This is a genomic window from Nocardia sp. NPDC005366, assembly GCF_040606855.1.
Classification (GTDB): domain Bacteria; phylum Actinomycetota; class Actinomycetes; order Mycobacteriales; family Mycobacteriaceae; genus Nocardia.
The window spans coordinates 270,703-286,480 of sequence record NZ_JBEXFQ010000001.1 but is presented as its reverse complement, the minus strand read 5'-3'; the positions used below and the strand labels follow the sequence as shown (position 1 = coordinate 286,480).

Here is a 15,778-nt window from a genome sequence, read left to right as displayed (position 1 = left end):
GTGCGATCCGCATCAATCGGACACGGGAACACTGCTAGGCTCCGAACTAGAACAGGTTTCAATTCAGCAGGAGTTCCGATGGCACAGCAGGTCCGCGATGTGGTCGAGCAGTACGTGAAGCTGGTCGGCTCTGGTCCGACCGAGGATATCGTGGCGCTCTACGCGCCCGACGCCGTCATCGAGGACCCCATCGGCACCGAGCCCAAACAGGGGCACGCGGCCATTCGGGAGTTCTACGAGGTGATCGCGAACCTCGATCGCGAGACCGAACTGCACACCGATACCGTGCGCGTCGTCGGAAACCATGCCGCATTCATTTTCACGCTCGTCACCAGATTCGGCGATCAGCGTCTCACCCTGAACCCTATCGACGTCATGGAATTCGACGACGACGGGAAGATCACGCGGATGCGCGCCTACTGGGGCCAGGACGACATGATCAGCGATACCGTCTGACTGGAAGCACCTGGGCGAGTACGGAATTCGAGGCGGCTACGCGGGATCGAGTACCGCGGCCGCGAGATCGGGCACCCGTTCGAAAGCCGCCACGTCGCCCGCGGCCTCCAGGAGCCGGTCGACGCATCGCGGACCGGCCACCAGGCGCAGTCGACGTCCGGTGTGCCCCACCCAGGCACGCGCCTCGATGAGGATGTGCAGGCCCGCGATGCCGAAGAACGTCACCTTCGACAGATCGACGGCCACGATCGGCGCGGCGGTGTTCAACGCGCCGATCAGCGGTGTCCGCAATACGTCGGCGGTGTAGAAGTCGACCTCCCCGGCAGCCGCGCAGAGGGTCACCGCGTCACCGGGCGCGGTAATGGAAACCTGTAGCCGGTCGTCGGGACCGGATCGTCGCGATCTCGTCGCGGGAAATCGGGTCGAGGTGATTACGGTCGACATGAGCACCGGTCCTGTCGCGCGCGACAACAGAGAAATTGCCTGCGAAGAAGGTATGCCTCGGCCGTCATGACACCCGAGGACCGGGCTGGTTACTCAACCCCTCCTCTTCGAATACCCAGAACGACCGGGTCCCACACCTATCCGCGCGCACCGAATCTCGTCGGCTCGCCGAACGGAAAGTCCTCGATCGCCGACCCGAGGTAGGTCGAACGGCCACCCGGTCTCGAGCCCCGGCGCCCCATCGACGCGAACGGCCCGGGTGTCCACGAGGACACACCGGGCCGAACGAACCTGTTCGGGGGTTACGAAGAAATCAGGCCGACTTCTCGCGACGCTCCGTGCGCTGCGCCTTGCGCGGCACGATGGTGGGGAGCACGTTCTCGGTCACCGTATCGGCGTTGACGACCACCTTGGCGACATCGTCGCGGCTGGGGATGTCGTACATCACCGGCAGCAGGACTTCCTCCATGATGGCGCGCAGGCCACGGGCGCCGGTGCCGCGCAGGATCGCCTGATCCGCGATGGCCTCCAGGGCGTCCTGGGTGAACTCGAGTTCGACGCCGTCCATCTCGAAAAGCCTGATGTACTGCTTCACCAGGGCGTTCTTCGGCTCGGACAGGATCTTGACCAGCGATTCCTTGTCCAGGTTCGTCACCGAGGCGACGACAGGCAGGCGGCCGATGAACTCGGGAATCAGACCGAATTTGATCAGATCCTCCGGCATCACCTCGGCGAAGTGATCGGTGGTGTCGATCTCCGCCTTGGAGCGCACCTCCGCGCCGAAGCCGATCCCGCGGTGGCCGATGCGGTCGGAGATGATCTTCTCCAGGCCCGCGAACGCGCCCGCCACGATGAACAGCACGTTGGTGGTGTCGATCTGGATGAACTCCTGGTGCGGGTGCTTGCGCCCGCCCTGCGGCGGCACACTCGCCTGGGTGCCCTCGAGAATTTTCAGCAGCGCCTGCTGCACGCCCTCGCCGGAGACGTCACGGGTGATGGACGGGTTCTCGCTCTTGCGCGCGATCTTGTCGACCTCATCGATATAGATGATGCCGGTCTCGGCCCGCTTGACGTCGTAATCCGCGGCCTGGATCAGCTTGAGCAGGATGTTCTCGACATCCTCGCCGACGTACCCCGCCTCGGTCAGCGCGGTCGCGTCCGCGATGGCGAACGGCACGTTCAGCATTTTCGCCAGGGTCTGCGCCAGATACGTCTTACCGCAGCCGGTGGGGCCGAGCATCAGGATGTTCGACTTCGTCAGCTCGACGGTCTCGCCGCGGCTGTCGCGCCCCTTGTCACCCGCCTGGATGCGCTTGTAGTGGTTGTAGACGGCCACTGCGAGCGTGCGCTTGGCGGTGTCCTGCCCGATGACGTAGTTCTCCAGGAAATCCCGGATCTCGGCAGGTTTGGGCAACTCATCGAGTTTGACCTCGCTGGACTCGGCCAGCTCCTCCTCGATGATCTCGTTGCATAGATCGATGCACTCGTCGCAGATGTACACCCCTGGTCCCGCAATGAGCTTCTTGACCTGCTTCTGGCTCTTTCCACAGAACGAGCACTTGAGCAGATCGCCGCCATCTCCGATGCGCGCCATCTCCTGGGTCCCTACTTCCTTGTCCGCGTGCAACCGTCCGTCCAGGTTGCCAGCAATCCGCCGAACTCGGGTGTAATCACGAACACTTCGAGCGTGTAGGGCGGGTCGTGCGATGCCGTCAACCGGGAGCAAAGGTCCCTAGGTCGACCGTACCCGGTGTGGTGGAAGGAGGTCGACAACTCGAGCATGTTTCTCGCCGGTGTTGTGCGAGTAATCACGGCGTTGGAACGTGTTCCACCGTGAATACGCCGGTTCCGGCGGCCGGCCGACCGCTTCGCGACCTATCCCGGACCGGAGCCATCCCGATCGGTCGGTTTCCTCGAAGCGGACCGGCCGGACAGTCTGCCACCTGGCGTACTGCCCGGCCGGATTTCCCTGCAACATAGCAACTTACGAGCATTCTCCCGTCGCGGGGCGACGAAATCACCGCCCGCGAAGAAGATCGCGTTCTACTTTTGCGCGCTCAGCTTGCGGTAGCCGAACACCTGATCGACGATCCCGTATTCCTTGGCATCCTCGGCCGTCAGGATCTTGTCACGGTCGGTGTCCTTGCGGATGGTCTCCGGGTCCTTGCCGGTGTGATTGGCGAGCGTGGTCTCCATGAGCCTACGCATACGCTCGATCTCGGCCGCCTGGATCTCCAGATCCGACACCTGCCCCTGGATACCGCCCTCGAGCGCGGGCTGATGGATGAGCACGCGCGCGTTGGGCAGGCAGGCCCGCTTACCGGGCGCACCCGCCGCGAGCAGCACAGCGGCGGCGGAAGCCGCCTGGCCCAGGCAGACGGTGACGACGTCGGCGCGGACATACTGCATCGTGTCGTAGATCGCCATCAGCGCGGTGAACGAACCACCGGGCGAGTTGATGTACATGGTGATGTCGCGATCGGGATCCTGCGACTCCAGCACCAGCAGCTGCGCCATGATGTCGTTCGCCGAGACGTCGTCGACCTGCGCGCCGAGGAAGATGATGCGCTCCTCGAACAGTTTGTTGTACGGATCCGAGGTCTTCACACCGTAGGTGGTCTGCTCGGTGAACTGCGGCAGAATGTACCGCGAATGCGGACCCTGCGGAGCCATGCCGGAAACGCCGGCGCGCGGGTCGATCAGATTGGCCATCTTCGTCTCCAAAGTCTGTGTGAGTGAACGGGTCTGCGCGTCCGTAGTGACTACGAAGTCGGCTAGTTGTTCGCGCCGGTGCCGTTCGTCTGGTTCGCGTGACTGACCACGTGGTCGATGAAGCCGTACTCCAGGGCGTCCTTCGCGGTGAACCAGCGGTCACGATCGGCGTCGGCGGTGACCTGCTCCACAGATTTCCCGGTGTGCAGGGCCTGGAGTTCGTTCAACTCACGCTTGGTGTGCACGAATTGCTCGGCCATGATCGCGATATCGGCAGCCGAACCACCGATACCGGCCGAAGGCTGGTGCATCATGATCCGCGCGTGCGGCAGTGCGAAGCGCTTGCCCTTGGTACCCGCGGTGAGCAGGAACTGCCCCATCGACGCGGCCAGGCCCATGCCGACAGTACGGATATCGCACTCCGCGAACTGCATCGTGTCGTAGATCGCCATACCGGCGGTCACCGAACCACCCGGCGAGTTGATGTAGAGCGAAATGTCCTTGGTGGGGTCTTCGGCGGCAAGCAGGAGGATCTGCGCGCACAGCTTGTTGGCGATGTCGTCATCGACCTGGGTACCGAGGAAGATGATCCGCTCACGCAGCAGGCGCTCGTATACCGAATCACTGAGGTTGAGTCCAGCAGTGGGGGAACTCATGACGACCCCTGCCTTGTTCATTGTCACGGATACCTGCCTTCTCTTCTCACCGGCTTGTCATTGAAAGCTACACAGCGCTCATTGCCACACAGCCATCACTCTTCGCTGTCACAAACACTAACGAAGCAGGGCGGCGCCGAACTCCCGGCACCGCCCTACTTCGCTCACAGCGCAACTTCGCTGGCGCTCGGCCGCACTGTTCGCGAGGACGCGCTGTGTTCATCGTTCACTCGCAACGCTCCCTCACCCACAACCCCGCTGACGCTCGGTCGCGTTGTTTCGCGAGGCGCGCCGCGGTGATCGCTATCTGCCGATCGCTCGCGTCGCGCGCTCACATTCGATCGATCTACTCGGCGGTCACGGCTTCGGTCTCGGTTTCGTCCGAGGAGTCCACAGCCTCAAGCGCATCGACCTCGTCCACGGAATCATCCGGGGCGCCGAACATTTCGGCGGTGTCGACCGCGTTACCCGCGGAATCGGTGACCTTGACCTGACCGACGACACCGGCAAGCGCCTTGCCGCGGCGCACATCGGCGAAGATCGCGCCGAGCTGACCCGCCTGCTGCACCTGCTGGATGAACTGCTCGGGCGAGAGGCCGTAGCGCTGCGACTGGAACAGGATCCGCTCGGTGAGCTCCTCCTGGCCGACCTGGGTGTTCTCGGCCTCGGCGATGGCGTCGAGCAGAAGCTGGGTCTTGACCGACTTCTCGGCCGCTTCCTTGGTGTCCTTGTCGAACTCCTCGCGGCTGCTGCCCTGGGCCTCGAGCGCCTCGGCCAACTTGGCCTCGTCGTGGTCGAAGCCGTGCACGGCGTCGTGGGTCACGGCCTCGATCTCGGCCTGCACCACGGCCTCGGGCAGCGGCACCTCGACCTTGTCGAGCAGGGTCTCGAGCACCTTGTCCCGGATCTCGCCCGCCTGCTCGACCTTCTTGGTCCGCTCGACGCGGCTCTTCAGGTCTTCCTTCAGCTCGTCCAGGGTGTCGAATTCGGAAGCCAGCTGGGCGAATTCGTCATCGGCCTCGGGCAGCTCGCGTTCCTTGACGCTCTGCACGGTGACCGTGATGACCGATTCCTTGCCCGCGTGCTCACCCGCGACGAGCGTCGAGGTGAATTCGGCCGACTCGCCCGCGGACAGGCCGACGACGGCCTCGTCAAGGCCCTCGATGAGCTGACCGGAACCGACCTCGTGGGACAGGCCGGAGGTGGTGGCGTCGGCCACTTCCTCGCCGTCGACGGTGGCCGAGAGGTCGATGGAGATGAAGTCACCGTTCTGCACGGCGCGCTCGACGCCGGTCAGGGTGCCGAAACGCTGACGCAGCGACTGGAGCTGCTCGTCGATATCGGAATCCTCGACGGTGAACGCGTCGACGGTGACCTCGATATCGTCGTAGGACGGCAGCGCGATCTCCGGACGCACGTCGACCTCGGCGGTGAAGGCGAGCTCCTGGCCGTCCTCGATCTTGGTGATCTCGATTTCGGGCTGGCCGATGACCTTCACCTCGGAGGTGGTGACGGCCTCGCTGTAGCGGCCGGGCAGGACGTCGTTGACGACCTGCTCCAGGATGGCGCCACGGCCGAGACGGGCCTCGAGGAGCTTGGCCGGGGCCTTGCCCGGACGGAAGCCGGGAATGCGGACCTGCTTGGCGAGAGCCTTGTAGGCGCGATCGAAGTCCGGCTTCAGTTCCTCGAAGGGCACCTCGACATTGATCCGGACCCGGGTCGGGCTCAGCTGCTCGACGGTGCTCTTCACGGACATGCTCCTTGTTCGTTGTTCGGTTCGGTGTTCGTGCTGGTCGTCATGCTGATCGTCGTCGGGACGCGGGCCCCACCGTGCACCCCGAGATCCGGAATGAGAGGCGAAGCGACGCTACGCGCCGACCGGGCCACGGACGTTTCTCACCCGCGCGCCCTGATGTACGCATCCCGACCAGGGTAGTTGACCGGTCGGCGGGCCATGCAATCGGTCACGGCATGCCACGCGAGCGGCTACCACGCCGAGGACGCGGGGTCCGGATCAGTTCCCGACCTTGACGGCGTCGGTCACGAAGACCAGCGTCTCATTGGGCTTGATACCGTTGCCGCCTTTGCCGTAGCCCAGTTCCGGCGGAATGATCAGCAGTCGGCGTGCGCCCTGCTGCACACCTTCCAGGCCCTGCTCCCAGCCGGGGATGACCTGTCCGGAGCCGAGCGTCAACTGGAACGGCTTGCCGCGGTCGAAGGAACTGTCCAGCTTCTTCTTGTCCGACCACGTGATCAGGGTGTAGTTCATGGTGAGCGGCTGGCCCGCGGCCGCGCCGGGACCGCTGCCGGCGACGAGATCCTTCACCACGAGCTGCTTGGGCGGATCGCAATTGTCCGGGAGCGTGATCTTCGGGTTCTCGCCGTAGCCGCCGGCCACCTTGATGTCGTCGGCGGTGCACTCGCGACCGAGGGTCGCCGTGGCGGACGCCACCGCGGACGAGGCGGTTCTGGCGGAGGTCGTGGCCGTGGTCGAGGTCGCCGCTGAACTCGTATCGTCGTCCGATCCGCACGCGGTGAGCGCGACCGCGGCCGCGGCGACGACGCCGACTCCGATGATCCTGCCGAGTTTTCGCATGCGGCGGACCTTAGGCCACCCGGCCGCGCCACGCCCATCCACCCTTGCCGATTCGTCGCACTGCCCGCCCCCACCCCGGTCGGTACAGTTGCCGTGCATCTCCATCCGGTGTCGTCGCTCATGACCATCGACACTCGCGATCGACCCGGCGACCACGAGCGAACCGCGAATATCGTCCCCGATGTCCGCAATGAGGAGAGTCGGCAGAATGACCCAGAAGACCGTTGGCGGGAACGACACCTCGGCCGACAATATCGACAGTGGCGGCGGCGGGACCATCCCGCCGCGGCCCTACGCGCTGGCCGATGTCGCCGGTCCGCTGGACCGAGCCGAACTCGCGTCGATGGACGCGTGGTGGCGGGCGGCGAATTACCTCGCGGTCGGCCAGATCTATCTGATGACCAATCCCCTCCTGCGCGAACCGCTTCGGCCCGAGCACATCAAACCGCGACTGCTGGGGCATTTCGGCACCGTCCCCGGTTTGAATATGGTGTGGGTGCACGCCAACCGGGCGATCCGGCAGCGCGGGCTGAACGCGGTATTCGTCGCCGGGCCGGGACACGGCGGCCCCGGCCCCAACGCGTGCGCGTGGCTGGAGGGCACCTATTCCGAGCTGTACAGCCATATCTCACGCGACAGCGTCGGGATGGGAGCGCTGTTCGCGCAGTTCTCGTTCCCCGGCGGGGTGCCGAGCCACTGCGCGCCGGAGACTCCGGGTTCCTTCCACGAGGGTGGCGAATTGGGATACTCGCTGCTGCACGCCTTCGGCGCGGCACTGGACAATCCCGATCTGACCGTCTTCTGCGTGGTCGGCGACGGCGAGGCCGAAACCGGTCCGCTCGCGGGCAGCTGGCATGCCGCCAAATTCCTCAACCCGCGCCGCGACGGCACGGTGCTGCCGATTCTGGCGCTGAACCAGTACAAGATCGCCAACCCGACCCTGCTCGCCCGCATCCCGGAGTCCGAACTCCTCTCGCTGATGCGCGGATACGGCTACGACCCGATCATCGTGGCGGGCGAGGATCCCGCGCGCGTCCATCAGGCCATGGCGAGCGCGATCGATACCTGCCTGGAACGAATCGAGCGGATCAAGGCGACCGCGCGCGCGGGCGAGGACTACGAGCGACCGTACTGGCCGATGATCGTGCTGCGCACGCCGAAGGGCTGGACCTGTCCCCCGGTCGTCGACGGCGAACCGGTCGAGGGCACGTTCCGCGCCCATCAGGTGCCGCTGCCCGCCGCACGGACCGACGACACCCATCGCGAGGTGCTCGAACAGTGGCTGCGCGCCTACCGCCCCGAGGAACTCTTCGACGACGCGGGCCGACCGGTCGCCGAACTGCTCGATCTCGTACCGGTCGGCGCGCGCAGGATGAGCGCCAATCCGGTCGCCAACGGCGGAACCCTCGTCCGCGATCTGCGACTGCCGGATTGGCGCGAGTACGGCGTCGAGGTCGACGCGCCTGGCGCGACCGACCACGAGGCCACCCGGGTGCTCGGCGCATGGCTGCGCGATGTCACCAGCGCCAATCCTGACAACTTCCTGACCTTCGCGCCCGACGAACTGGCCAGCAATCGGCTCCAGGACATCCTCGAAGTCACCGGCCGCGACTGGCAGGCCGAGATCGACCCGCTCGACGTGAAGCTCGACCGCCAGGGCCGGGTCATCGAAGTGCTCTCCGAGCACATGTGCCAGGGACTGCTGGAGGGCTATCTGCTCACCGGCAGACACGGCGTCTTCACCTGTTACGAGGCATTCATCCACATCGTCGACGCGATGTTCAATCAGCACGCCAAATGGCTCGACGCCAGCGCCGCGGTGCCATGGCGACGTCCGGTTCCTAGCCTCAATTACCTGCTCTCGTCCCATGTCTGGCGGCAGGACCACAACGGTTTCACCCATCAGGATCCCGGCTTCCTCGATGTGGTGCTCAACAAGAAACCCGAGATCGTGCGCGTCTACCTGCCGCCGGACGCGAATACGCTGCTGTCGACCTACGACCACTGCCTGCGCTCGCGGCATTACGTCAACGTCGTGGTCGCGGGCAAACAGCCGCAACCGGATTGGCTCTCGGTGGCCGACGCCGCGGTGCACTGCGCGCGCGGAGCCGGGATCTGGGAATGGGCGGGTAACAACGACATCGGGGGCACCACCCCGGATGTCGTGCTTGCCTGCGCCGGTGACGTACCGACGCTGGAAACTCTCGCGGCCGCGACGATCCTGCGGGACCGACTGCCCGATCTCCGCGTTCGCGTGGTCAATGTGGTCGACCTGATGCGACTGCTGCCGTCCGAAGAACATCCGCACGGGCTGCCCGACAAGGAATTCGACACACTCTTCACCCGGGACCGGCCGGTGATCTTCGCCTTCCACGGCTATCCCTGGCTGATACACCGGCTCACCTACCGCCGCACCAACCACGGCGAGATGCACGTGCGCGGATACAAGGAAGAGGGAACGACCACAACACCTTTCGATATGGTGATGCTCAACGACCTAGACCGCTACCACCTGGTCATGGACGTCATCGATCGGGTTCCCACATTGCGGGAGAAGGCCGCGGGATTGCGTCAGGAAATGGTGGACGCGCGCTGGAACGCGCGGGCGTGGACCCGCGAATACGGCGAGGACATCCCCGTGGTGGCGCAGTGGCGCTGGCCCGAGCCCGCGCACTGACCCGACTGTCGCGGTCGGCGCCGCCGATCCCGCGGACGCACCGGCGTGACGCGCCGACCGAAGCCGCGCGGCCGGAAAACCTCCTTGCGACCGCGTGACCCAGCGGCGACGATCGCAGGATGCTCTTGACGATCACCTGCACCCGACCGGAGGACGCGGCATGGCCCGCGACCGATCTGGGCTTCTTGCTGCACAAGAATCCCGGCCGGGTGCAGGCGTTCGAGCAGTCCTACGGCACGGCGCACGTGCTCTACCCGGAGGCCACCGAGCGCCGCTGCACCGCGGCGCTGGTACTGGAGGTCGACCCGATCCGTTTGGTGCGCGGACGTGCCCGCAGCACACCGGATTTCAGTCTCGGCCAGTACGTGAACGACCGGCCGTACGCGGCGTCGTCCCTGCTGTCGGTCGCGCTGGGAGCGGTGTTCCGCACCGCCCTGCGCGGCCGCTGCGAACACCGCCCGGAACTGGCGCGCACCGCCGTGCCGTTGCGCCTCGAACTGCCGTCGGTGCCCTGCAAGGGCGGCGCGGAGATCGCGCGGCGGATCTTCACACCGCTTGGCTGGACCGTCACGGCGACCCCGCTGCCCCTCGATCCGGCATTTCCCGCGTGGGGCGACTCGCATTACCTGCGACTGGAACTGACGGGCACGGTCCGGCTCGCCGACGCGCTGTCCCACCTCTACGTCCTGTTGCCGGTGCTCGACGGCGCCAAACACTACTGGGTGGCCGCCGACGAGGTCGACAAACTGATCCGCGCCGGAGCGGGCTGGCTCGGCGATCATCCCGACCGCGCCTGGATCACCCGCCGGTACCTGGCCCGCCGCCAGTCGCTGGTGCGGACAGCGTTGGCCCGGCTCGCCGACATCGATGAGGTCGACCCGGAGCGACTCGACGCGGTCGAAGAGGTCGACGCGGTGGTGGAAGGCGAAGACGAGGCGGCCCCCGGCATCCCGGCACCGTCCGAACCCGCACCCTCGCTGGCCGTGGCCCGGCGAACCGCCGTGCTCGACGCCTTGCACGCGGCCGGCGCGCGCCGGGTCCTCGACCTCGGCTGTGGTGAAGGCGCGCTGCTGCGAGAACTGCTGGCGGACACATCATTCACCGATATCGTCGGCGTCGATGTCTCGGTGCGGGCACTGAATATCGCCGCCCGCCGACTACGGCTCGATCGGCTACCGGAACGGGTAGCACAGCGGATGACCCTGCTCCAGGGGTCGCTCACCTATACCGACGCCAGGTTGGCCGGCTACGACGCGGCGGTGCTCATGGAGGTGATCGAACATGTCGATCCGCCCCGGCTCGGCGCGCTCGAACGCGCGGTATTCGCCTCGGCGGCGCCGGCGACGATTCTGGTCACCACCCCGAACGCGGAGATCAACGTCCGGTTCGAGGATTTGGCGCCCGGCGATTTCCGGCATCACGATCACCGATTCGAGTGGACGCGAACGCAATTCGAGGACTGGGCGCGCGCGGTCGCGATCCGCAACGGCTACGCCGTGCGCTTCGTCGCGATCGGCGTTCCCGATCCGGAATTCGGATCCGCCACGCAGATGGCGGTATTCACCAGGACCGCGGCCGACGAGCGCTCCGCCGAAACCGACCACGTCGGCGCGGACAACACGGAAGGAGACGACCGGTGACCGACCTGCCCGTTCCGGAACTCTGCCTCGTCGTCCTCGTCGGCAGCACCGGCTCCGGTAAATCGACCTTCGCCCGCAAGCATTTCCGCACCACCGCCGTCGTTTCCTCCGATACCTGCCGCGGCGTCGTCAGCGACGACGAGAACGATCAGAGCGCCACCCCCGATGCCTTCGCGCTGCTGCATCACATCGTCGGCGTCCGGCTACGACGCGGTCTGCGCACCGTGGTCGACGCCACCAATGTGCAGCCGAAAGCGCGCCGGGAGTTGGTCGCGGTGGCTCGGGCGCACGATGTGCTCCCGGTCGCGATCGTGCTCGACGTCCCGGAATCGGTATGCCGGGAACGCAACGCGGCCCGCGCCGAACGCTCGGGGCTGAGCCCGCACGTGGTGGCGCGCCAGCAGCGCGAACTGCGCCGCGGTCTGCGCGGGCTGGAGCGCGAGGGCTTCCGGAAGGTCCACGTGCTGCGCGGGGTGGACGAGATCGAGGCCGCGAGGGTCGTCGACGAGAAATCGTGGAACGACAGGCGGGAACTCAGCGGCCCATTCGACGTCATCGGCGATGTGCACGGCTGTCGCGCCGAATTGGAGACCCTGCTCGGCGAACTCGGTTACGTCATCGATCGCGACACCGGAGGTCGCGCGATCGACGCCGGGCATCCGGACGGACGTACCGCGGTCTTCGTGGGCGATCTGGTCGACCGCGGCCCCGACACCCCGGGCGTGCTGCGATTGGTGATGGGCATGGTCGCGGCGGGAAACGCTCTGTGCGTCACCGGAAATCACGAGAACAAGCTGGTGCGGGCACTGGAGGGCAAGAAGGTCCGCCTCGCGCACGGGCTCGCCGAATCACTCGCGCAACTGGAGTACGAGGACGACGATTTCCGCAAGGCCGCCCTGGAATTCTGCCGGGGCCTGATCAGTCACTACGTGCTCGACGGCGGCAGGCTGGTGGTCGCGCACGCCGGGTTGAAGGAGCAATACCACGGCCGCGCCTCCGGCCGGGTCCGCGCCTTCGCCATGTACGGCGAATCCACCGGGGAGACCGACGAATACGGTCTGCCGGTGCGCTACCCGTGGGCCGAGGACTATCGCGGGCGCGCCACCGTCCTGTACGGGCACACACCGGTGACCGAACTGCGGTGGGTGAACAACACGCTGTGCCTGGACACCGGCGTCGTCTTCGGCGGCAGGCTCTCGGCGCTGCGTTACCCGGAACGGGAGCCGGTTTCGGTTCCCGCCGAACAGGTCTGGTACGAACCCGTGCGTCCGCTCGAGGCCACCACCATCGCGACCGCGGACGGTGTCGTCCGCCGCGATCCCGGCGTCCTCGATCTCGAGGACGTGCTCGGCAGACGGGTGGTGGAGACCCGCCACCACGGCCGCGTCGGCGTGCAGGAGGAGAACGCGGGTGCGGCCCTCGAGGTCATGAGCCGCTTCGCCATCGATCCGCGGTGGCTGATCTACCTGCCGCCGACCATGGCACCGTGTGCGACCTCCCGGCTCGACGGCTATCTGGAACATCCCGCGGAAGCCTTCTCCTACTTCCGCGCCGAGGGCGTCGATCGCGTGGTGTGCGAGGAGAAACATATGGGCTCGCGCGCGGTCGTCGTGGTGACGCGGTCGGCGCGGACCGCTCGCGATCGCTTCGGTATCGATGACGGCGGTACCGGTGCGATCTACACGCGGACCGGTCGCCCGTTCTTCGATGATCCCGCCGTCACCGCGGCGATCCTGACCCGGCTGCGCGCGGCCGCGGAGAAGGCGGGACTCTTCGAGGAAACGCATTCCGACTGGCTGTTACTGGACACCGAGCTCATGCCGTGGTCGGCCAAGGCCACGGGATTGCTGCGCACCCAGTACGCGGCGGTGGGCGCCGCCGCCCGCGCGGCGCTCGGATCGACCGCCGAAGTGTTGGCATCGGCCGCCGCGCGCGGTCTCGACGTCGCGGATCTGGCCGCGCGAACCGAGGCGCGCACGGCTGACGCGCACGCGTTCACCGCCGCATACGGCCGCTACTGCTGGCCGGTGGACAGTCTGTCCGGGTTGCGCGTCGCACCGTTCCAGATCCTGGCCGCTGACGGCGCGGTCTACGCGCGCCGCGATCACGAATGGCATCTCGCGCGGATCGATCGCCTCGTCGAGGCCGACCCGGAGCTGCTGGCCGGGACCGGGCGGGTATTCGTCGACCTGGCCTCGCCGGACAGCGAGGCCGCCGCCGTCGCCTGGTGGACGGCCCTCACCGCCGCTGGCGGCGAGGGCATGGTGGTGAAACCGTTCGACTCGATGGTCCATGGCGCGGCGAAGGCCGAGGAGGGACAGGACCCGACGGCGGCGTCGAGGTCCGGCCGCCTGGTGCAACCGGGGGTGAAATGCCGAGGTCAGGAGTACCTGCGCATCATCTACGGCCCGGAATACTCGCGCGAGCCGAATCTGGAGCGCCTGCGCAACCGTGGCCTCGGACGCAAACGATCCATGGCGCTGCGCGAGTACGCCCTGGGCCTGGAGGCACTGGATCGCTTCGTCGCGGGCGAACCGCTGTGGCGCGTGCACGAAGCCGTATTCGCGGTTCTCGCACTGGAATCCGAGCCCGTCGACCCGCGCCTGTAGTACGGAGCGGCCGGCGCGTGACCGCCGGACCCATCGTGTTCGACCACAATCGTCCGACCGGTATCTCGGAGCCCGCAACACGTGCGGCACATCCCGCTCCCGGACGATGTCCGCACTGATAAACTGCCGTGCTTCAAGGACTTTGGTGTCGACCGAGATCGAGGGGGCCGAACCCAGTGCGACCGGACGAGGCGCGCGGTGCGGGAGCCGGGGTATACGACGCCGCGGCGGCGGGTGAGTTCGGGATGCCGGAAGGCGCGGCACGACGACTCGAGGCCGCGTGCGACGTATTGATCGAAGGATTGCGGCAGGCCAGGGCCGCGGGGAGCGAACTGACCGAGGTTGCCGGCTTCTCGGAGCTGCCTTCGGGGAAGGCGCTGGCGCGCGGATTCGAGGAAAAGGGCGCGCAGTACCGCGAGGTACTTGCCGGATTGCAGGAGGCGGCATTGCGTTTGAAGGCGGGATACCTCGCGGCGGCGAATCTGTTCGAGGAGGCCGACGCGGCCAACCGAGCCGCGCTGCAGGTCGCGGCCGAGGAATTGGACGAGCGGCTATGACGCCGCCGGGCTGGCGGGAGGGCACCGACCCGCCGTACGTGCCGGATCGCGAAGCCTTCGACGCGTACACCCACGCGGAGATCTGGCACCTGGTGCGCGAGGCGTTGGACCCGGCCGCACTCGGGCGGACCGCCGACAGCTGGGCGAACGGCGCGACCGCACTCGAGTACCTGTTCGAGGCATTCGCCTCGGCGGTGCGGCAGGAGTTCGCGGACTGGAGCGGGCAGGCGGCGACGGCCGCTCGGGACTCCACCGAGGCCTTCGTCCGAGCCGGAGCCGCCGCGCAGGAGGTCTGCGCGGCGGTGCACCGGCTGATGGAGTTGAATTCCTCAGCGGCGCAGACAGTCCGGGATGCGATACCGGTGCCGGTCGCCCCGTACGCACCCGACCCGGACCCGGTACGCGAGGCCATCGATGGCGGACCGCGCAAGATGGCGCACGATATCGCCGCGGCGAGCGCGCTGGCCGACGCGCAGGACACGTTGACCTTCCTGTACAACTCGACACTGGTGGCTTCCGGTGATGCCGTGCCCGCGTTCGATGTGCCCGTTCGTGGAGAGATCGCGCGGTGAGGTGGGTTTTCACCCCGGACGAGTTCACCTATATCTGGTCTGTCGAGACCGGGCTCGATCGTCGCCCCTACCCGATCGACATGGCCCACCGCGGCACCGTCCGCAGCGAGAACGACTGGGAGAAGCTCAAACTCGCCGACCGTTTCCGGCGCAACGGCGATCCCGACCTGACCGGCGCACTCACGCTGTGCGCCCGCGGTGATGTCACGACGCTCACCCTCTCCGGTGACCGCTACGGCGCCGACGGCCGGGCCGAGGAGCCGATCCTCGCCTTCGGCGCCACCCATCTGACGTGGGGAACCGTGCTTGTCGCCGGTCCGTGCGACGTGACGGTCATCGCCTGTCATGCCCGCCGGGTGCCCCAGCACCTCGTCGCGGCGATGGGAGCGGCCCCGGCGGGCAGGCTCGCCCCCATGCGGGAACCGCGCGAGGCCGTGCTCTACGACGATCCCAACAACTGGGGGCAGTCCGAGGAGGCGGAACGCGCCGCCGCCTTCCGCCGGACCCTGCATCGGCCGATCGATGCCCGCGGCTTCATCACCGTGACGGTTGCGCCCGAGGAGCCGATGTCCCCGCCGACTCGGCACCGCACCTGGCTCGACTTCACCGACGACGGCCGGTATCTGCTCACCACGAGCGCCGATCTGAGCCTCACCCCCGTCACCGACAGCGCCCTGCACACGCAACTCACACGTCTTGCGGTCATCCGCTGACCCGCGAGCCAACACCACCGATACGTTGTTACCGGTCGGTTTCGGGTCACGAATAGGAGCGAATGATTCTCGGTCCGGATTTCCCGGCCGATCCCCCACATCGAACCCGATCTGCCACGAGCCATCCCGCGCCGCCCCGCGTTCAC

13 protein-coding genes are annotated in these 15,778 nt (G+C 67.0%); 7 read left to right on the top strand and 6 right to left on the bottom strand.

Going from position 1 to position 15,778, the window contains the following annotated elements; translation table 11 throughout:
* Window positions 1-78 precede the first annotated feature (78 nt).
* Window positions 79-456 carry a nuclear transport factor 2 family protein gene (locus ABZS43_RS01245; protein ID WP_355033781.1) on the top strand — a complete coding sequence of 126 codons (378 nt, stop codon included), beginning with the start codon at window positions 79-81 and terminating at the stop codon, window positions 454-456.
* Window positions 457-492: 36 nt separating this feature from the next.
* Here ABZS43_RS01245 and ABZS43_RS01240 read toward each other — a convergent pair whose 3' ends face one another.
* From ABZS43_RS01240 to ABZS43_RS01215, 6 genes are all read right to left on the bottom strand, one after another.
* The gene (locus tag ABZS43_RS01240) at window positions 493-900 is read right to left on the bottom strand and encodes an STAS domain-containing protein (RefSeq protein ID WP_355033780.1); all 408 of its coding nucleotides are present in this window, start codon (window positions 898-900) and stop codon (window positions 493-495) included.
* A gap of 313 nt (window positions 901-1,213) precedes the next feature.
* Window positions 1,214-2,494: an ATP-dependent Clp protease ATP-binding subunit ClpX gene (clpX, locus tag ABZS43_RS01235; protein WP_355033779.1), complete on the bottom strand. Its 1,281-nt coding sequence runs from the start codon at window positions 2,492-2,494 to the stop codon at window positions 1,214-1,216.
* 449 nt (window positions 2,495-2,943) lie between these two features.
* Complete coding sequence (locus tag ABZS43_RS01230; RefSeq protein ID WP_355033778.1) at window positions 2,944-3,612, bottom strand: ATP-dependent Clp protease proteolytic subunit; 669 nt, start codon at window positions 3,610-3,612, stop codon at window positions 2,944-2,946.
* A gap of 62 nt (window positions 3,613-3,674) precedes the next feature.
* Entirely contained in the window at window positions 3,675-4,268 is a 594-nt protein-coding gene (locus ABZS43_RS01225) for an ATP-dependent Clp protease proteolytic subunit (protein WP_355033968.1), read from the bottom strand.
* Between the two features lie 346 nt (window positions 4,269-4,614).
* Window positions 4,615-6,018 (bottom strand): trigger factor, encoded by a 1,404-nt coding sequence (gene tig / locus ABZS43_RS01220; RefSeq protein ID WP_355033777.1) that lies wholly within the window; start codon window positions 6,016-6,018, stop codon window positions 4,615-4,617.
* Window positions 6,019-6,282: 264 nt separating this feature from the next.
* On the bottom strand, window positions 6,283-6,864 hold the full coding sequence (locus tag ABZS43_RS01215; protein WP_355033776.1) for an FKBP-type peptidyl-prolyl cis-trans isomerase: 582 nt from the start codon (window positions 6,862-6,864) through the stop codon (window positions 6,283-6,285).
* Window positions 6,865-7,072: 208 nt separating this feature from the next.
* Here ABZS43_RS01215 and ABZS43_RS01210 point away from each other — a divergent pair, with 208 nt between their 5' ends.
* From ABZS43_RS01210 to ABZS43_RS01185, 6 genes are all read left to right on the top strand, one after another.
* A complete protein-coding gene (locus ABZS43_RS01210) occupies window positions 7,073-9,541 on the top strand; it encodes a phosphoketolase family protein (protein ID WP_355033775.1) in 2,469 nt (822 codons plus the stop codon).
* Window positions 9,542-9,660: 119 nt separating this feature from the next.
* Window positions 9,661-11,181 (top strand): 3' terminal RNA ribose 2'-O-methyltransferase Hen1, encoded by a 1,521-nt coding sequence (locus ABZS43_RS01205; RefSeq protein ID WP_355033774.1) that lies wholly within the window; start codon window positions 9,661-9,663, stop codon window positions 11,179-11,181.
* Window positions 11,178-13,790, top strand: coding sequence for a polynucleotide kinase-phosphatase (locus ABZS43_RS01200; RefSeq protein WP_355033773.1), 2,613 nt, complete (start codon window positions 11,178-11,180; stop codon window positions 13,788-13,790). Before ABZS43_RS01205 ends, ABZS43_RS01200 begins: the two co-directional genes overlap by 4 nt.
* A 176-nt stretch (window positions 13,791-13,966) precedes the next feature.
* Complete coding sequence (locus ABZS43_RS01195) at window positions 13,967-14,347, top strand: hypothetical protein (protein WP_355033772.1); 381 nt, start codon at window positions 13,967-13,969, stop codon at window positions 14,345-14,347.
* Window positions 14,344-14,919 (top strand): WXG100 family type VII secretion target, encoded by a 576-nt coding sequence (locus tag ABZS43_RS01190; protein ID WP_355033771.1) that lies wholly within the window; start codon window positions 14,344-14,346, stop codon window positions 14,917-14,919. The genes ABZS43_RS01195 and ABZS43_RS01190 overlap by 4 nt, the downstream gene beginning before the upstream one ends.
* Window positions 14,916-15,632, top strand: coding sequence for an ESX secretion-associated protein EspG (locus ABZS43_RS01185; RefSeq protein WP_355033770.1), 717 nt, complete (start codon window positions 14,916-14,918; stop codon window positions 15,630-15,632). Before ABZS43_RS01190 ends, ABZS43_RS01185 begins: the two co-directional genes overlap by 4 nt.
* The last annotated feature ends 146 nt before the right edge of the window (window positions 15,633-15,778 follow it).